Source organism: Amphritea atlantica (assembly GCF_024347255.1).
GTDB lineage: Bacteria > Pseudomonadota > Gammaproteobacteria > Pseudomonadales > Balneatricaceae > Amphritea > Amphritea atlantica.
The window spans coordinates 3,502,941-3,521,608 of the sequence record NZ_AP025284.1 but is presented as its reverse complement, the minus strand read 5'-3'; the positions used below and the strand labels follow the sequence as shown (position 1 = coordinate 3,521,608).

The window sequence follows — 18,668 nt, the reverse complement described above, 5'->3', positions numbered from 1 at the left end:
CGTTAAACAACTCCTTGAATAGCGGGCAGAGAGAGGGTGACGCAGGTGCCTTTGCCGGGCATCGATTCATAGGCCATAGTGCCGCCATGCTCCTGTACGATACTGGATGAAACCGATAGCCCCAGGCCCGTGCCACCCTGTTCCCGTTTAGTGGTGAAGAAAGGATCACTCAGACGACTTAAGTTATCAGCTGTGATACCGCACCCCTGATCAATGATCTGCAGCGTAAGTTTTTTTTCCTTCGGGTTATAAGCGGTGGTGACGGAGATACTTTGTTCAGCTGATCCGAGTGCCTGACAGGCATTTACGATCAGGTTGATTATAACCTGTTCAATCCGTTGCGCATTGCCTCTGAAGAGGGGGAGATCAGCGCCATAGGTCACATTGAAATGATCGCAGGAACTGCGAATAGTGTTGTCGACCAGCCGAATAGAGGTGGCAAGGACTTCGTTAAGATTAACGGTTTCATCCAGACTGGCTGGGCTCTGGCGGGCGAAATCACGCAGGTCATCGACGATTCGGCGAATACGATGGGTGCCCGCCAGCATATCGTCCAGCATCGGAATAATCTCATCACGCATACGGCGGTAGGTCAGGCCTCCCATATCAAAGTCTCCATGGGTCTGATAATGGGACTCGAGAATCTCCTCCAGATCGAGATAGGCCTCTTTCAGTACCGGAAGGTTTAACAGCAGCAGACTGCTGGGATTATTGATCTCATGGGCGACACCGGAGACCAGTATTCCCAGCGAAGTCATCTTGTCTGCCTGAAGCAGTTGCTGTTGCTGTAGCTTAAGTTCTTCGGTGCGACGGCTGACCTGGCGGGTCAGCATGCGGTTCCAGATCACAATGCCCCCCAGTATAAGTAGCAGCAGAGCGGAGATGATAGCCGTAGCCTGACCGATCTTTTTCCAGGGTAAGCCAGCGTTTTCGACTGGCCCGAGCCAGCGGTCATAGATCGCCTGCTGTCGTCCGGTATTTTTAAGAATGGCGAGCCCCTCACTAAACTGCGACAGTAACTCCTGATGATTTTTGAGCACCGCGTAACCGTAGTGCTGGGCACCAAACGGTTTTCCCACCGGGATTATATTGGATAGCTCCAGTTCTTTTCCCAGATAGAGCCCAGGTAAATTAGCCACCAGTGCGTAATCATGCTGCCCTGATGCGAGTAACCGCAGGGCTGCTGCATGAGTGTCGACCAGAATCAAGCGTGCCCCCACATCATTCTGCAGCAGGTAATCGTGCATGATCCCGCCACGCTGGACGATCACCTCCTTGCCTTTCAGTTCGGATAGCTGAGTGATTTTTGCGTCCCCTTTACGGGCGAAAATGGACTGATGAATGATGGCGTGGGGAGGGGAAAAATCGTATTTTTTGGCGCGCTCTTCGGAAAAGCTCATCCCCTGTAATGCATCCAGCTCGCCATGCTCTAACTTCTTACGCATCTCAGCCCAGCCACCCAGCTGGATCTCGATGTTCATCCCCATCACTTCGGCAATTGCCCGGGTTAGCTCGGTGTTGTAGCCATCCGGTTCCCCCTCTTCATTAATAAACTCGTAGGGCGGGTAGTTGTGGTCGCCACCCACACGTATGACGCTATTCTGCTCAGCGAAACTGATCCTGGCGATCAGGCTGCCCAGCAATACACAGATAGCGATGGCAGCAAGTCGCTGTGGATGAAGTGTTGCGAATATCCGTTGAGTCATGTTCGGCTGCAGTTCTGTTGAGTGGTGAATAAGGTGTATAGCGACAGACTATTTCAACATATCATAACCTTTAAGCGTGTTCTCGGGATATCGGGGGAAGTAGCTCTGTAAGAAGTGGCTCTGTAAACAGAAAGCGTTTAATCCAGTCGCTGCTCTTTTATTAAACCGAACTATCCTCGATCACACCACTATTATGAAATATAGGCATTTAACGTACAGAGAGGATGCAGAGAAAAAAACCGCCCAGACAGGCGGTTTTTTTCATGCTTTTTCTAGCCACTAGCAAGCGGCGCAGCCGCATCTGGCGATTGTCTTTAATGCTGAAGAATCTGACTCAGGAACAGCTGGGTCCGTTCATGCTGCGGGTTGTTAAAGAACTCATGAGGCTCATTCTCTTCAACTATCTGCCCTCCATCCATAAAGATAACCCGGTCCGCCACGGTCTTGGCAAAGCCCATCTCGTGGGTGACGCAAAGCATGGTCATCCCTTCGTTGGCCAGTTCGATCATGACATCGAGCACCTCTTTGATCATTTCGGGGTCGAGGGCTGAGGTGGGCTCATCGAACAGCATCACATCCGGGTTCATACACAGGGAGCGGGCAATCGCCACCCGCTGTTGCTGACCACCGGACAGCTGGCCGGGGTATTTGAGTGCCTGATCGGGAATCTTCACCCGCTCCAGCAGCTCCATCGCCCGCGCTTCCGCCTCTTTGCGGGGCATCTTTTTCACCCAGATCGGGGCCAGTACACAGTTTTCCAGCACCGTCAGGTGTGGGAACAGATTAAAGTGCTGGAACACCATGCCCACTTCTTTGCGGATCGCTTCGATATTTTTGATATCTTCGTTCAGGGGAATATCGTTGACGATGATATCGCCCTTCTGGTGCTCTTCCAGCCGGTTAATACAGCGGATCATGGTAGATTTGCCCGACCCCGAAGGCCCGCAAATGACGATTTTCTCGCCCTGTTTAACCTCCAGGTTTATGTTTTTCAGGACATGAAACTCGCCGTACCATTTGTTCAGGTCGCGCAGTTCCACCATCAGTTTTTCAGTCGTTTGTGAATGACTCATCTCAAAATCTCTCTGTTATCAGGCGCGGTTGCCGTGGCCGGTTTGTAGTTTCTTCTCCAGATGCTGCGAATAGCGCGACATGCTGAAACAGAACATCCAGAACAACAGGGCAATAAACAAATAACTCTCGGTGGAATAACCGATCCAGTCAGGGTCCTGGTTGGCTGCCTGACCGATCGCCAGGACATCGAACAGACCGATAATCAGCACCAGACTGGTATCTTTAAACAGCGCGATAAAGGTGTTTACAATCCCCGGAATCATCAGCTTCAGCGCCTGAGGCATGATGATCAGAATCATCTTCTGCCAGTAGCCCAGTCCCAGGGCATCTGCCGCCTCATACTGACCTTTAGGGATCGCCTGCAGGCCGCCCCGGATCACTTCCGCCATATAAGCAGACTGGAACAGGGTGATACCGATCAGGGCCCGCAGCAGCTTGTCAAAGCTCATCCCTTCCGGGAAAAACAGTGGCAACATAACGGACGCCATGAACAGCACGGTAATCAGCGGTACCCCCCGCCAGAGTTCGATAAAGGTGATACAGACCGATTTCACAATCGGCATATCAGACTGCCGTCCCAGTGCCAGCACAATCCCCAGCGGCAGTGACGCCACAATACCGACCACCGCCAGCACCAGGGTCAGGGTTAAACCGCCCCAGAGGTGCGTTTCAACCTGAGGCAGGCCGAATGAATTACCATACAGCAGGAGGTAGGCAACGATGGGGTAGATCACCAGCAACCAGATAGCGACCAGCCCCTTTTTCGGTGTCTGTGGCACAACCAGCCAGATAATCGAGCCGATCATCAGCAGAAAGGCCAGCTGCGGCCGCCAGTGTTCCGCTTCCGGATAGAAGCCGTAAAGAAACTGATCCAGCCGGTTGGCGATAAATACCCAGCAGGCACCACCGCTGGTGCAGGCGTCCCGGCTGGTGCCTACCCAGTCTGAATCGATGAAGATCCATTGAATGGTGGGCACCAGAAAGCTGATCAGAAAATAGCCCACTATCAGGGTGGCTATTGAGTTAAAAGGCCCGTTAAACAGATTTTTTCGCAGCCAGCCGACCACCCCAATCATACTGGACGGTGGGGGCAGCGTAGGTTGAATATCATATTTCATAGCATCCCCTCCTAGCGTTCCGTTAATTGAATTCTGGCGTTATACCAGTTCATAAAGTATGAGGTCAGCAGACTGAGAGTCAGATAGACCGCCATGGTCATCGCAATCACTTCGATCGCCTGTCCCGTCTGGTTGAGCGTGGTACCGGCAAACACGTTAACCAGATCGGGGTAGCCGATCGCGGTCGCCAGTGAGGAGTTTTTGGTCAGGTTCAGATACTGACTGGTCAGCGGAGGGATCACCACCCGCATCGCCTGAGGAATCACGATCAGCCGTAGCGTCTTGGCTTTTGACATCCCCAGCGCGGTGGCCGCTTCCGTCTGTCCGTGAGACACCGCCAGGATACCGGCGCGTACGGTTTCTGCGATAAACGATGCGGTATAGATACTCAGGGCCAGCCACAGCGCCATCAGCTCGGGTATCACGGTGATACCGCCCTTGAAGTTAAAGCCTTTCAGTTCGGGATGGTCCAGTCCCAGTGGCATACCACTGAAGAGGAACAGCAGCAGCGGTACACCGACAATCAGACCGATACCGGTGAGGAAGACCGGAAACTGCTGGCCGGTCAGTTCCTGACGCTTGCGGGCCCAGCGGGCAATCAACCAACTGGCGATGATCGCGCCAAAGAAGCCGATAATCACCAGCCCAAAGCCATCTTCAGGCACGGGAGCCGGCACAATTAACCCCCGGTTATTGAGAAAAGAGCCGAAAAATTCGAGACTCTGCCGCGGCGTTGGCAGGGTGCGCAGCACCGCGTAATACCAGAAAAAGATCTGCAGCAGCAGTGGGATGTTGCGGAATATTTCGATATACAGTGCAGAAAATTTAGCGATCAGCCAGTTATCCGATAAGCGCGCCACCCCCAGAATAAAGCCCAGGATAGTCGCGGCAATAATCCCCAACACGGCGATCAGAATGGTATTTAACAGCCCCACAACAAAGGTCATACCATAACTGGATGCTTCGCTGTAATCGATCAGGCTCATGGCGATACCAAAGCCCGCTTCGTGGGTCAGAAAATCAAAGCCGGTGGTCATACCCCGTTGTTCAAGGTTGGTCAGGGTATTTTGAATGATGGTGTAAAAGACGAAGCCCAGCGCTGTCAGTAGCAGTACCTGAAACAGTAACGACCGCTTTTTCGGGTCATTCCAGAATTTTGGTTTGCTCACCGGCGGGGCTTTTGACTGCGGCGAGCTGCCGCCATCAGGTGTGTGACCTGAATGCAAAATGTCTGAGGACATTGTTAAGTTAACTCCAGAAATCAGTACACGGATCCTTCTGTCCTGGGAGCAAGGCTAAGGACAGAAATAAAAACGGCCAGCCTGACGGCCAGCCGTTGATCAACAACTTAACGCATAGGTGGAGCGTACTGCAGACCACCCTGGTTCCACAGCGCGTTCAGGCCGCGGTCCAGGCCCAGTGGCGAGTCTTTACCCACGTTACGCTCATAGGCTTCACCGTAGTTACCCACCTGCTTAACGATCTGGTATGCCCAGTCATCTGACAGATCCAGGCCTTTGCCTTTAGGTCCGTCCAGACCCAGCAGACGCTTAACGTTAGGATCGGTGCTTTCCGCCTTCATCTTATCGACGTTAGCCGATGTCAGCCCCAGTTCCTCGGCATTGAGCATCGCATTGAAAGACCATTTGACGATATTAAACCAGGTGTCATCACCCTGACGTACAACAGGCCCCAGTGGCTCTTTAGAGATAACCTCGGGCAGTGCACCGACCGCTGATGGGTCCTGCATCCGGGTGCGCAGGCCGGCAGCCTGGGACAGGTCGGTGGTAAATGAGTCACAACGGCCGGTATCAAATGCCTGCGCCGCCTGATCATTGGTGTCGAATACAACCGGCGTATAGGTAATGCCGTGAGTACGGAAGTAATCGGCCATATTCAGCTCAGTGGTGGTACCGGACTGGACACAGACGGTCGCGCCATCCAGGTCCTTAACACTTTTCAGGCCCAGCTCTTTCTTCACCAGAAAGCCCTGTCCATCGTAGTAGTTAACACCGGCAAAATTGATACCCAGCTGAGTATCGCGGGTCTGTGTCCAGGTGGTCACACGGGACAGCATATCAATCTCGCCGGACACCAGCGCAGTAAAACGCTCTTTAGCATTCAGTGGAATATACTTAACTTTAGTTGCATCACCCAGTACGGCGGCAGCAACCGCCCGGCATACGTCAACGTCCAGACCTTTCCAGTTACCTTTATCATCAGGCACCGAGAAGCCAGGGACACCACTCGTTACACCACACTGAAGTGCGCCACGTTCCTTCACAGTTTCCAAAGTACCAGCCATTGCTGTTCCTGCCATTGCAGCCATCAGGACGGCAGCGGAAATCAGGGTTTTCTTCATTGTTTACTTCCTCTTGTTTTTATAACGAATGAATAAATGAGACACTAAAACAGGCTGTGTTTAACAGTCGTGCTATAGATTTGGACGTCAGGTTTGAACGTCGTAAAGCGTATTCCACTTCTTTATTTTTTTAATCTTCAACTGGGCTGAGCGCCTGTCGCAGCGCTTCAGGCTCTGATAGGTGCTAATGCAGGCTCAGGGCTGGATTGTGATTCTGAAAACAGCCGCTCGCACATTTTGCGCAACATTCGCCGCGGTGCGAAGCGTATCTGGATTGAATAGAAAAGACTGGCCCCAAGGCAGAGAAAGATCAGAGCAGGGCTTGAGATAATGCCGTTTATGAGATCGACAAATTCTTGCATGTGTCAGTGACTCCGGAAAGCAGCGTGCTGGGCACGAGAGTTATAATTATTGTCTTGCTATATATCCATCTTATTGAGATGGATGCTTATGCCACCAGGGGCATTGCAGTTGTGTCTTACTGGGAAACCCATGTCCTGAACATCAGGCGAGACATAGTATTTCTGACAACTGCGATCTTTTACTGGTTGATCTTTTACCGGTTAGCTCTCCCGCTAAAAAACGTCCGCTAAGTGGTCGGACGCTGTGCGGGGTAACACGAAGATCCGCTGCAGATAATGAGAGTGCTTGGTTCTCTCTGTGTATCTACGCCACTAGACTCTAGTGTGAATCTTCGGAATAAGTTGCATCCTGCCGTGCCTTCTTTACCTCTTTCTGTGCCAATTATTAGCTGATGCAGATCTGAATATGTTGGCTTTAGCGCACGTTTCTGATTTTCTTTTCTGGTTCTCAGGAGGATTGTGTGTTGCTGTTTGACCCTGCATCAGCCGCAGGGGCTGCGTCATTGTGCAGCCCGGTGCGGGAGAATCAATGGCAGTATTTAATCGAGGCGTTTCTTAAAGCGTATCGAGGCAACGGCTAAGCCACCCAGAGTAAACAGCCCCAGCCAGTAGATATCCGGGGCCATGTTGATAATCTCTACATCTTTCAGAACCACGCCGCGAATCAGCCGCATAAAGTGGGTGGCGGGCAGTGCCTCTGCTATATATTGCGCGGCCAGAGGCATCCCTTCGTAGGGAAACATAAAGCCGGATAACAGAATTGAGGGTAGTAAGACAAAGATCGTCATCTGCATCGATTGCAGCTGGCTTTTGGCGATGGTGGAGATAATCAGGCCCAGGGTCAGACTGGCGGTGATAAACAGCAGGGTCGCCAGCGCCAGCTGCAACAGGCTGCCATTGACCGGTACATTAAACAGCAGAAAGCCCAGTCCCAGAATGATGACAACCTGAATCGCACCGATAAAAATATAGGGGAGAATCTTACCTATCATCAGTTCGATAGGACGCACCGGGGTGGTGATCAGCATCTCCATATTGCCTCTTTCCCGTTCCCGCACAATGGCGGCAGAGGTGAACATAATCATCGTCATCGTCAGGATGACCGCTGCCAGTCCCGGCACGATATTCACCACCGTGCGCTGCTCTGGATTGTAGAGCAGGGTGACCTCAAAGGTGGGTGTCTGGCGGTTGGCAGGTTTATCCAGCAGCTCTACCAGTGGCATCCTTCGCAAGCCCTTAATCGCACCGGCGATAATGGTGTCTGAGCCATCAACCAGCCACTGAGCAACCGGTCGGCTGGTTTCGGCATCGCTGGCCGGGGGACTGCCCAGCCCTACACTGGGGTTGCGCACCAGTCGCTGACTGACATCACTGGGGATAATCAGCACCGCCCGTACCTCAGCGCTGGCGATTGCCTGTTCTGCCTCGGGCAGGTTGGTGAAGTGGCGGGTGAAAGTGACCACCTGGGTCGCCTCGATGGTTTGAATCAGCACCCGGCTTAAGCCGCTGTGGCTATAATCGACCACCCCCACAGGCAGATGACGCACATTGGTATTGATAGCAAAACCAAACAGCAGTAGCTGAATCAGCGGGATCATGACGATCATGCCGAAGGTCATCTTGTCCCGTTTAAGTTGCAGCAGCTCTTTAGTGGCGATCGCGCTGACCCGCACAAAAGGGTTCATGATTGCTGCCTCCCGCTGTCGGCCCTGACACCGGTACAGGTGACAAACACATCTTCAAGACTGGGGCGCACCAGATTGAGCTGATCTTCGGGCTTCACCGACGGTTGCTGAGAGAGAAACCCGATCGGGTCGTCTACGCTATCTTTCACCAGTACCCGCAGACGCGCGCCCAGTTGTGCGGCGGAGATAATCTCCGGCAGCGCTATCAGTGTTTGCTTTAACGAGCGCAGTTCAGATGAACTGATCTCTACCACTCTGGAACCCATCTGCTGCATCAGCTCATCGGGGCTGCCATCGGCCCGTTTAATACCGTTCTCCAGAATCGCCAGTTTATGGCAACGTTCCGCTTCATCCATATAGTGAGTGGAGACCAGAATGCTGGTGCCCTGATCGCTCAGATCAAACAGCTGTTCCCAGAACTCCCGGCGATTTTCCGGATCGACCGCAGAGGTCGGTTCATCAAGGAACAGCAGTTTCGGTTTATGCAGCGTGGCCGCAGCCAGGCTGAGTCGCTGGCGCTGACCGCCGCTCATACTGCCGGCAAACTGCTTTGATTTTTCCTGCAGGCCATAGATGCTCAGTAACTCTTCGATCCGCTGTTTCCGGGCCCGGGCGGTCAGGCCATAGATATGGGCGATAAACTTAAGATTTTCCTCGATCGTAAGATCATCGTAGAGCGAAAACTTCTGCGTCATATAACCAATTTGCAGTCGCAGTTTTTCAGCATCTTCCGGCAGGTTGCAGCCAAGCACCTCAACCCGGCCATTACTGGGTTGCAGCAGACCGGTGAGCATTCGGATAGTGGTGGTTTTGCCACAGCCATTAGGCCCGAGAAAGCCATAGATCCGGCCGGTTTCAACTTCCAGGTCGAGATCCTGTACCGCCAGGGTGTCACCAAAGCGTCGGCTGAGCTTTTCTGCCCGGATAGCATAGCTGGCTGACTGACCGGTCATGGCAGCTCCACCTGCGCCGGAACGCCATTGGGCAGGTCCGCTTCACTATCGGGGAGTTTAACCTCCGCCAGGTACATCAGCCGGGCGCGCTCCTCCTGATTCAGGGCGTAATAGGGGGTGAAGGCGGGTTCCGTCGCGATCCAGCTGAGTTTGCCCGTGATCGGTTGCTCGATACCATCCACATGAACAATGAGTGAGTCGCCGACATGAAGTTTTACCCGGTATGGCTCGGGTACATAAACTCGGGCATGGGGCGCTGTGCCCGCCAGTATAATCGCCAGCGGACTGCCGATGGTGACCCGCTCCCCGAGGTTCCAGGGCAGGTTATCCAGAATACCGTCGCGGGTGGCGATAATGGTCAGGTCTGCCAGCCGTTTAGTCTGGATTGCCAGTGTCGCCTGGGCTGAATGCAATGAGGCCTCCGCTGCCCGAAGGTCCTCTTCCCGGGTGCCATTGGTCAGCAACCGCAGGGCTTCCTGCGCGCTTTCCAATCCCGCCTGAGCGGCATCTCTTGCAGAGCGCGCCCGGTCCAGATCTGATTGACTGACCAGCTTCTGCTTTTTCAGATTGAGAATGCGGTTATAGTTAGAGCGGCTCTCAACCAGTGAGGCCCGCGCCCCGGCGACCCTGGCGGTTGCCGCAGCAACCTCCTCCTCACGGGCACCATTTCTGAGTTTTTCCAGATTCGCTTCCGCCCGGGCCACTTCAGCGGTAGCTTTATCCACCTCTGCTTGCTGTAGTGTGCTGTCGAGTTTCACCAGAACGGTTCCCCGGCTCACCTGACTACCTGCTGCCACCGGCAACTCAACCACCACTTCACTGGCGGTGGCCGTATGGGCGATACGATCCCGCTCCAGAGTGCCCAGGGCAAGGTTCTGAGAGGTGCCGTCACAGGCGGTCAGAAATAGCAGAATCAGGCAGATGAGGTAACGCATGATGTTGACCTTTATATGGCTTAAAAAGCACGGGCGAAAAAGAAAAAGCATTCGTAACTTGTTAATAGTAGAACGATAAACCTAATTGGGTGCAACTGCCAGAATTGTGGATATTTATGCAAGACCTGTCGGTGACTCGAAGATGGCTTTTGTCCGGCAAAGAGGGTATCTGGCTGTTATGGCTATTCAATGGATTCCGTCTCAGGCACCTGAACGTTGCTTCAGGCACTGGAATAACCTTTAGAAGTGGTGCATTATCAGATAGATAGGAAATATGGCCGGTAACAACATGTGCCACTAAAAACAGCAAACCGTGCTGGCGTGTTTTCAGGGGATGAAAAGCAACGTGCTTCAGAATTACTCTTTCAGTTCAGATAGATATGACTCTCTCATCCTCTGTCTTGCGGTGTCAAAACGCGCACGCATAGAATTGAAATGTTAGGTGACTGCAAGTTACCGGATAGTGGTGAGGGTAGGAATAATTTATGAAGAAATTCAATATCACAGAATTCTTTGAAGAATATTCAAGAGGTCTTGATGAGTTTCCGATTATTTATTCGAAAGATGATCTGGAAAAAACGATATTGTCATCTAGTAAACCAAGATCATTGTTTTCTTTAGTTTCTTTCTTGCCAAAAATAAATAGCTTAAGAATAGGTGTTTTCGACCTCTACTGCATAGAGGAGTTTTATTCTATTGGTATACTTTATAGGTCATGTATTGAGCATTCTGTAAAGGCTATGTATATTTGGATGAAAATGATTTCTGATTCATCCGATGATATTGGCAAGGATTATCTAGGGATGGAGGGTGACCTTGAAAAAATTAGATATGCAGCTTCCTTAAATAAACAAATTAAGGTTCAAGGGGGCAGTCCTATTCCCAATATATTCGCGTTTATGCAGCGAATGGAGTTGGTTTCAAATGGAAGTTCCCGCAGAGAGGTCGAGAGAGAAACAAACTCATTTAAAATATATAAAATGTTAGACTGGATGCTAGAGGAAAAATCTAGATCAGTATCAGCCCCCAGCTTGCTATTAGAGGTCTATCCATTATATGAAGAGCTCACATCAATCGTTCATGCTATGCCTAATTCCACTTCTTCTTACGAGTTAATTGGAGAGCAAAGTGATAAGATTCTTAAAATTACTGCTATGCTGTCGTTAAGTTTATACGTGCTAATTTATAGATCTCTTGCCCAAGAAAATCCAATGTATGAAGATGTTGCAGAATATTGTGAGTTGAAAATCATTTCATTTACAAAAGAATTGAATGAATGAAAAAAAGGGTTGCACCTAACAAGTAACAGCAATCGACAACTTTGTTAGACGTTTTTTAAAATAACCTTTTAAGGAGGAAAGAACATTGAAATATTTATTAATCATTGGTCTGTTAATAGGTGGTTATTATTTATATATGAACAACCAGCAGTCGGAAGTTCAAATAACGACTTATCAAGAAGTGCTCGACAAAGCTGAAGGTGATCAAGCTTCCCAAGATGAGGTTAAGAAAGGAGCCTTACTTCTTGCTACTAGGTTTTGTAATGACAGTTACTTTCAAGAGACCGGTGGTTCAAGCACCTCAGCGTGCCTTAGCAAGTTAGAAAGTCAAACCAGTCGTTGTAATGAAAGCGTCTTCATAGATGCACCTGATTTTTTCTATGGCAAGGAGTCGGTAGGCATAATTTCAATGAAGTTTGCTCAATGTGCTGGTGTGATTTAGATAAGGCTTAACAAGGAAAGCAGTTGACGCTCAATGAGCTCAACTGCTGTTAGTGTTATACGAAATAGGGACTTTCATGAGAATACTAAAGTTAATCTCAATAAGTGTTGTTATATTCTTCGCAGGATCAGCAACCTATACTAATTTACCACTACATTTTAAATATGAAATTTCCAATTGGTTTTCTCGGATAGGAACGCCAGACTTTATTGTCGCGCTTGATTCGCTTTCCTCCAGAAAGCAATCTGATATTCTTAGAGAGTATAAGAATAGAGGTCACGAGCTTAAATGCTATGGGAATCCTAAAAAAGAGCAAAGAATAGGAAAGTCAGATTATGTATGTGATGCCTATATCGGGTCTGCTTTTGACAATATTCCTGCACGACTGGTAAGCTTTTTCTTTTACAAGAATAAACTTACAAACATAAGAATAGAGTTTCCCGGCAGTTCATTTGGTAAAGTCCAGGATTTTCTTGGTCGAAAACTTGCAAGGTACCCACGTTTAGACTTACAAAAACAGCATGACTTCGGGACAAATATCTTTGGGAAACCTATCATGGTTTGGGCTGTAAAACACGGCTTTGTAGCAACAAGTGCCGAAGAAACTCCTGGACAAAAAGTAATATTGCTATGGTCCAGTATGGATGATTTGCAAATGACTGATTCAGTTAATTGAAATCGTATTGCAAGAGACTTAAATTCACATCGGCCAAAAAGGGGAAAGGAACAGATTTATTTTCTTGTCTCATGCTCAACAGCTTATATATCTGATTAAACTGACGAAGTTGCTAGAAAATTTACATGTGGTCGGGGGTGAAAGAGGCGCTAAGATATTTTGGAATCTCAAGTTAAAGGGGTCAAGCCCTTTTTGACCCCTTTAATCTCGAAACATTAATCGCAGTTAGTTATGCCACAGAATCAATCGGGGCTGAGTAAGTTGGTCAAGATATAACCTGAATAATACAGCTATAGCTTCCCCCTCCGAAGACTCTCTCCAAAAATCTAACTAATTCCTGCCGCTGTGGCTCTATCCTGACGTGGCGATTTATCGAATTTTCTAGCGTATTCGCGGCTGAATTGGGCGTGGTTGTCGTAGCCGACATCAAAGCCAATCGAGGCGATTGGGCGCGAGCTTTCGCGCACCAGGGTTTGTGCTTTCAGTAAGCGTAGCTCTTTGGTATAGGCGAGTGGACTCATGCCAGTGATGGCCTTGAAATGTTGATGCAAGGCAGAGCGGCTCATGCCAGATTCTTTGGCTAACTCAGCGATGGATAGGTTTTTGCTAAGATCGTCGTTGATGAGTTTGATGATTTTGGCCACTTGCGCTGATTTATCACTATGCCATACCAAACGCATTAGCCGCTGGCCGATCTCTGAATGCATCAAACGCGCGTGAATTTCGTCTTCAATTAAGGGCGCAATCATTGGCGCAAGGGTTGGCTCGTTCGCTAATTCAATCAATCGACCTAGTGCCTGTGCTACTTCGTTTGGCACCTGGTGGCAACCGATGGCAGCACTATCATCTACCGGACGCGTCGTGTGTGTTGGGTCAAAATAACGCAATAGCTTTTCTCGATCTAATGGCAAAATGACCGCTACGTAGGGCGTTTGATCTGATGCCTGAGTGATCTGCGAAATCACGGGAATATGGTGGCTCACCAAAATCATTCTGGCTTGGCTACAGCGTACTTGGTGCTCGCCGGCAGAGACTTGTTTTTCACCCTGTAGCACCAGGCATAACAGCGGTTGATACACCGAAGATTCAATCGGTGTGGGGGTGCAAAAGGAGACTATCACTAACTTGCTGTAGTCAAAGTGCAGATAGCGGCCAAGAGCGTTCTGGCGCTGGATGCAGTTTTGGGTAAGGGTGAGCAGAGAGTCAATGGCCATAGTTAGCTTCACATGCGTTGATAAATAAGTGCCAACAGAAATATAGCGCGAATTTTACTAATAATCTTTAAGTTTGGATTATTGTGCAAGTTAAACGGATTATTAGCCAATTTTTATTAGCTTAAATGGACTATAAATATAGTTGCCTTCATTCGATATTCAGGATTAACTATGGACATGTCACAAACAACTCGCAATAAATTGGGTATGCCGTTGGTTGGCTTTGGTACGTATCAGCTTACCACTGAGCAAGCAGAGGTATGTGTATGTGATGCCTTACAGGCTGGATTTCGCCATATTGATTCGGCGCAAGGCTACAATAACGAGGTTGGTACGGGTAAAGCCATAAAAGCCGCTGGCATTTCCCGCGATGAAATATTTGTTACGACTAAGCTGTTTCCGGGCTACGCGCCGTGGGGCTCTGCCGAGAAAACATTCGACGACACCATTAACACCCTGAAGCATCAATTGACCGAGCTGCAATTGGATTATGTGGATATGTATATGATTCACGCGCCGTTTTCCAGCCTTAGATTAGAGCAGTGGCAAGCGTGTATGGAGCTGAAAAAGCTGGGGTTAACCAAGCACATCGGTGTGGCGAATTACAATATTGCGCGCCTTGACGAAATAATGGACGCCGGGTTGGCGTTGCCAGAAGCCAACCAGGTTGAATTTCACCCACTTTGCGCCCAAGTCGAGTTGACTGAGTTTATGGGCCCAAAAGGGATTGTGCCTATAGCCTATAGCTCGCTGGCACCTCTAGCGAGCTGGCGAATGGAAGATGGACAAGGTGGTGAGGTTTTGGCAGAAATCAAAGCGGAAAGTCAGGTCGTGCTTAACGAAATGGCCAACCGTATGAAGGTGCCCCAAGCCAAATTACTATTAAGATGGGGTATGCAGCACGGCTATTGTGTACTCACAAAAAGCAGTAAACCTGAGCGTATTCGCGATAACTTAAATGTTTTTGATTTTAGCATTTCAGATCAAGACATGGTTCGCCTGGATCAGCTTAATCAAAACCAGGCTATCGCTTGGGCGGCAAATGGCTTAAACCCAATGGAAGTTGCCGATCCGCTTAAATAGAGTGGTTTAGGGGCTGGCCGATTGACTGCCCTTTTTTGGTTTTTGCAACACTCGTTGGTTGGTTACTTCAAAGGAGCGTGCAAGCGTTACATAAATCGCATAAGTGACAGTGGTGTTCTGTCAATAATGTCAGGCTGATTTTTCATTCCTGCGCTCCTCATTTTTCAGCATAGTATTTAGGATGACGATCAGCTTTGCTGGCAATCGCCCAGATATACTCCACCATCTCTCGGGCGATGGCTGTGACAGAGACATCGGATGTTTCCCCCGCTTGATTAACCGCTGATAACGCCAGCAGAGCTTTAGCTGTGCTTTCCAGTCTATATCCATGATCTCTTTACTCAACGGCTCTTGTCGTTTCTGTAACTCGGTTGAGATATTAGCGCTGAAACGATAGCTATGTGCCCCTTCAATCAATAAACGTCCGGCGCGGCCATTACCGCACTTGGTGATACTGCCTTGTCTTCGATGCCCGCTACTGGAATGCTCGCTGGAAAGCCCATCCCCAGAATGATGACAACCTGAATAACACTGATAAAAATATAGGGTAGGATTGAACTGTATCAAAGAGAGCGTGGCCATAAACATCACTGTGCGTGTGTGATGGCGGCCACCTCGGACACAGCGTTTATCATTATCCACTGGGAAAAGTCTTCCATTTCCCATTACTTTTTATATATAGGTGGGAGGCTTGACCCTTTATACCCCTGTCTGGCTTTTAAGGAATCAAAGGATGTTTATAGGTTGCTTCATCATTCTTGCCCTGATAACGGTTACGTTTTCAGGTTGTTTATGCATTCCATCTTCAAAGAGCTTCGATAAACATCGCTATCAGCTGATATCTGATTTGGCGACAAAACTTCCTTGCTGCACCCCATTAAGGGATATCCAACCAAAAGCAATTCCGGGCAATGGCTAATGGTTCGAACTGGTCGATGAAAATAGCCCTTCCGTATCTTTGAGTCATTATCGAAGCTACGTGTCGCATCCCGGTGCGGTTTGTGAGCTATATTGAGTTTAATGCACCCGAGAAAATAATATGAATCTGCGTAGTATTCTACTTTTTCTAACCTTGTTCAGTTGCCTGACGGCTGTGGTAGGGGTGTTTCTCTTCTACGAACAATCGGTCAACTCCAATATAGAGAAAGAGGAGCAGTCCGCTGACACGACTGCAAGCCTTATTGCAGTGAAACTCGATACGGCTATAGAAAGATATATCAGGGCCAGCCGAACTCTTGCATCCTTACCGGATATAGTAGGCACGATGTCTGAGTCTCGCGAGCAGGGTTATATAAAAAGTAAGTACTTGTTGTATCAGTTTTGTGACAAGGGACAAGCAAGCCTTTGTTACTTAATCAAGCCTGATGGTCTTACAGTGGTGGATAACCGTGGACCGGATCAAAACAACTCCTTAGAAGGGTATAACTATTCATTTCGTCCCTATTTCACGCAGGCTCTGAAGCGCGGGGGGGATGTATATGCGGCTTTAGGGACAGTGACTAAAAAAAGGGGACTGTATTTCAGTAGTCGTATTGAAAGTGAGAATTCCTCCATATTAGGGGTAGCTGTCATCAAAGTCCCTATGGAAAACCTTGAGTCTGACATTCACAACCTGGAAGGCACTGCGGTTTTAATCAGCCCTGATGGTGTTGTCTTCGCAAGTAGCGACAAAAGCTGGGAAATGTGTTCATTGTGGCCCATTCCTGAAGCGCGTATGAGCGAAATTATTGCATCAAAACAATTCGGAATTAATCCGATAGCTTCACTTGGCTTTCATGACGAGATTAAAGAGCAGCGCCTCTACAGCGAAAAGCTTGAAGTTACCTTTATCGTCGGCCAGTCTGAGCTGAAAACCATGCCAGGGTGGCAACTGCTCTATCTTAATCAGGCTCATGAGTTTTATTGGCTCGACGATACGGTCGTGCCTCTTGTTTCCTTAATGTTTCTTCTGGCGTCTGCCGCATCATTGATGCTGTATAAAGTGGGTACCAGGGATCTGCAATTCCTTAAGGAGGCAGAGCAGGAACTGATGAATAGTGAAGAGCGACTCAGACAGCTTGCTGAACTGACGAATGAAGGTGTTTTGATCCATAAAGACGGCATTATTTTGGATACTAATAAAGCTTCAGCGGAGATTTTTGATTACCCGGAAGAATATCTGATTGGAAAAGATATATGGAGTTTTATGGCTGAAGAATGTATTTCTACGGCCCATCATCATATGTCTATCGGTTACGAACGTCCTTATGACCTTGAGGGAAAAAGGAGGGGAGGTGAGATTTTCCCAATGGAAGTCTGTGCCCGTGACAGCGCCATAAAAGGTGAAAAAGTCCGCGTTTGTTGCATTCGGGATCTTTCTCAAAGTAATTCACTGGTTATTGATCGATTGAACTTCTTCATCGAGGATGCTGAAAAAAGTGGATCTATTTTTGCTGTCGTTTATATCGATCTGGACAACTTTAAACGCTTCAATGACAGCCTTGGTCATCAGTTTGGTGATAAATTATTAACGTCTGCTACCAGACGTTTACGTGGTGGATTAGAGGACCAGGACAGCCTTCTGCGTCACGGTGGGGATGAGTTCATTATATTACTGCAAAACTTTGGGGGCACAAGAGAACTTTATAAAGCTGTAGAACGCTTACATAACGTATTTAATGAGGAGTTTGTGATCGACCAATATGGCGTTTCACTATCGGCCACTTTTGGAGTATCCATCTACCCTCAACATGGTGATAAAGCTATAGGTTTATTGCAAAATGCGGAATTAGCAATGTATCGGTGTCGTGAGATCGGTAATCAGGGGTATTTTGAATATTATTCAGAAGAGATGGGGCGTAATGCTGGGTATAAGCTGGAGATGGAACAATATCTCAGGAAAGCGCTGGAAAACGAGGAGTTGCTGCTGAATTATCAACCGGTGTATGCGTATCAGGATGGAGAGATCAACCTGGTGTCCGCTGAAGTACTGGTCCGTTGGAATTCAAAAGAACTTGGCTGTGTCGGGCCGGACAAGTTTATTCCTATCGCCGAAAACACAGGGCTTATCATTGAGATTGGTAATTGGATTATTCGTACGGCGTGTCAGCAAGGGGCTGAGTGGATTGCGAATGGGTATCGGGCATTCAGACTTGCCATTAATATCTCTCCCAGGCAGTTAAGGCAGTATGATTTTATTAATGTATTGCAGGGTATTCTGAGTGACACGGGTTACCCCGCAGAGCAGCTATGCTTGGAGATTACGGAAGGTATTCTTATCGAGGATGACCAGTATGCCCGGTATATTCTTAACCAAATTAAAGAATTAGGCATATCACTGGCAATTGATGATTTTGGGACCGGTTATTCTTCTCTCTCCTATCTGAAACATTATCCGTTTGATCTGCTAAAAATTGACCGGGCATTCGTAGCCGATTTAGATATAGATAAAAGCCATAACCAACTAGTGACGGCTTGTATTTTAATGGCTCATGGTCTGAATATGAAAGTTGTGGCGGAAGGCGTTGAAACGGCAGACCAACTGACATTTCTGGCGGATCATTCATGTGATTATTATCAGGGGTATTACCTCAACCGCCCAATGCCGGCACAGCCGTTTGAAGCGTTGTTAAAATAAACCGGGCATTAGATTATTTGAGTGATTTTTTATGGTGTCCATGCAGCATTCAGGCATGAGCTGGCTAATGGTTCCTGAAGTCAAAGGATCAAAGCCCTTTACTGTAACTTGATCGCAGTGATCAATAGTTATAATCAAAAAGGGCTTTGCCTCCTTTAATCT

Annotated in this window: 15 protein-coding genes and 1 pseudogene; 5 read left to right on the top strand and 11 right to left on the bottom strand. The window is 48.6% G+C overall.

The window, feature by feature from the left end; genetic code table 11:
- Positions 1 to 2 precede the first annotated feature (2 nt).
- The 9 genes from OCU43_RS16315 to OCU43_RS16280 all read right to left on the bottom strand — a co-directional run bounded on the left by OCU43_RS16315 (position 3) and on the right by OCU43_RS16280 (position 10,195).
- A complete protein-coding gene (locus tag OCU43_RS16315; protein WP_091359652.1) occupies positions 3 to 1,706 on the bottom strand; it encodes a transporter substrate-binding domain-containing protein in 1,704 nt (567 codons plus the stop codon).
- 314 nt (positions 1,707 to 2,020) lie between these two features.
- A complete protein-coding gene (locus tag OCU43_RS16310) occupies positions 2,021 to 2,779 on the bottom strand; it encodes an amino acid ABC transporter ATP-binding protein (RefSeq protein WP_275991307.1) in 759 nt (252 codons plus the stop codon).
- A gap of 18 nt (positions 2,780 to 2,797) precedes the next feature.
- Positions 2,798 to 3,898 (bottom strand): amino acid ABC transporter permease, encoded by a 1,101-nt coding sequence (locus OCU43_RS16305; RefSeq protein WP_261832941.1) that lies wholly within the window; start codon positions 3,896 to 3,898, stop codon positions 2,798 to 2,800.
- Between the two features lie 11 nt (positions 3,899 to 3,909).
- Positions 3,910 to 5,139 carry an amino acid ABC transporter permease gene (locus OCU43_RS16300; protein ID WP_261832940.1) on the bottom strand — a complete coding sequence of 410 codons (1,230 nt, stop codon included), beginning with the start codon at positions 5,137 to 5,139 and terminating at the stop codon, positions 3,910 to 3,912.
- Between the two features lie 107 nt (positions 5,140 to 5,246).
- Positions 5,247 to 6,260 carry an amino acid ABC transporter substrate-binding protein gene (locus tag OCU43_RS16295; RefSeq protein ID WP_261832939.1) on the bottom strand — a complete coding sequence of 338 codons (1,014 nt, stop codon included), beginning with the start codon at positions 6,258 to 6,260 and terminating at the stop codon, positions 5,247 to 5,249.
- A gap of 167 nt (positions 6,261 to 6,427) precedes the next feature.
- Positions 6,428 to 6,622 carry an alanine:cation symporter family protein gene (locus tag OCU43_RS22350; RefSeq protein ID WP_512699929.1) on the bottom strand — a complete coding sequence of 65 codons (195 nt, stop codon included), beginning with the start codon at positions 6,620 to 6,622 and terminating at the stop codon, positions 6,428 to 6,430.
- Between the two features lie 539 nt (positions 6,623 to 7,161).
- Positions 7,162 to 8,307 carry an ABC transporter permease gene (locus tag OCU43_RS16290; RefSeq protein WP_091361073.1) on the bottom strand — a complete coding sequence of 382 codons (1,146 nt, stop codon included), beginning with the start codon at positions 8,305 to 8,307 and terminating at the stop codon, positions 7,162 to 7,164.
- The gene (locus OCU43_RS16285; protein WP_091361072.1) at positions 8,304 to 9,260 is read right to left on the bottom strand and encodes an ABC transporter ATP-binding protein; all 957 of its coding nucleotides are present in this window, start codon (positions 9,258 to 9,260) and stop codon (positions 8,304 to 8,306) included. Before OCU43_RS16285 ends, OCU43_RS16290 begins: the two co-directional genes overlap by 4 nt.
- Positions 9,257 to 10,195 carry an HlyD family secretion protein gene (locus OCU43_RS16280; RefSeq protein WP_091361070.1) on the bottom strand — a complete coding sequence of 313 codons (939 nt, stop codon included), beginning with the start codon at positions 10,193 to 10,195 and terminating at the stop codon, positions 9,257 to 9,259. The genes OCU43_RS16285 and OCU43_RS16280 overlap by 4 nt, the downstream gene beginning before the upstream one ends.
- A gap of 485 nt (positions 10,196 to 10,680) precedes the next feature.
- Here OCU43_RS16280 and OCU43_RS16275 point away from each other — a divergent pair, with 485 nt between their 5' ends.
- The 3 genes from OCU43_RS16275 to OCU43_RS16265 all read left to right on the top strand — a co-directional run bounded on the left by OCU43_RS16275 (position 10,681) and on the right by OCU43_RS16265 (position 12,593).
- On the top strand, positions 10,681 to 11,475 hold the full coding sequence (locus OCU43_RS16275) for a hypothetical protein (RefSeq protein ID WP_091361069.1): 795 nt from the start codon (positions 10,681 to 10,683) through the stop codon (positions 11,473 to 11,475).
- An 85-nt stretch (positions 11,476 to 11,560) separates the two neighbouring features.
- Entirely contained in the window at positions 11,561 to 11,917 is a 357-nt protein-coding gene (locus OCU43_RS16270) for a hypothetical protein (protein ID WP_091361067.1), read from the top strand.
- Between the two features lie 76 nt (positions 11,918 to 11,993).
- A complete protein-coding gene (locus OCU43_RS16265; protein ID WP_091361065.1) occupies positions 11,994 to 12,593 on the top strand; it encodes a hypothetical protein in 600 nt (199 codons plus the stop codon).
- Between the two features lie 326 nt (positions 12,594 to 12,919).
- On the opposite strand, the gene OCU43_RS16260 is transcribed toward OCU43_RS16265, so the two are convergent.
- Positions 12,920 to 13,807 (bottom strand): AraC family transcriptional regulator, encoded by an 888-nt coding sequence (locus OCU43_RS16260; RefSeq protein ID WP_091361064.1) that lies wholly within the window; start codon positions 13,805 to 13,807, stop codon positions 12,920 to 12,922.
- Between the two features lie 171 nt (positions 13,808 to 13,978).
- Between OCU43_RS16260 and OCU43_RS16255 the strand changes: the two genes are divergently transcribed.
- Complete coding sequence (locus OCU43_RS16255; protein WP_091361062.1) at positions 13,979 to 14,890, top strand: aldo/keto reductase family protein; 912 nt, start codon at positions 13,979 to 13,981, stop codon at positions 14,888 to 14,890.
- Positions 14,891 to 15,047: 157 nt separating this feature from the next.
- Here the strand turns inward: OCU43_RS16255 and OCU43_RS16250 are convergent.
- A pseudogene (locus OCU43_RS16250) lies at positions 15,048 to 15,382 on the bottom strand (IS110 family transposase); the annotation flags it as partial.
- Between the two features lie 547 nt (positions 15,383 to 15,929).
- Here OCU43_RS16250 and OCU43_RS16245 point away from each other — a divergent pair.
- The gene (locus OCU43_RS16245) at positions 15,930 to 18,506 is read left to right on the top strand and encodes a bifunctional diguanylate cyclase/phosphodiesterase (RefSeq protein WP_091361060.1); all 2,577 of its coding nucleotides are present in this window, start codon (positions 15,930 to 15,932) and stop codon (positions 18,504 to 18,506) included.
- Positions 18,507 to 18,668 lie beyond the last annotated feature (162 nt).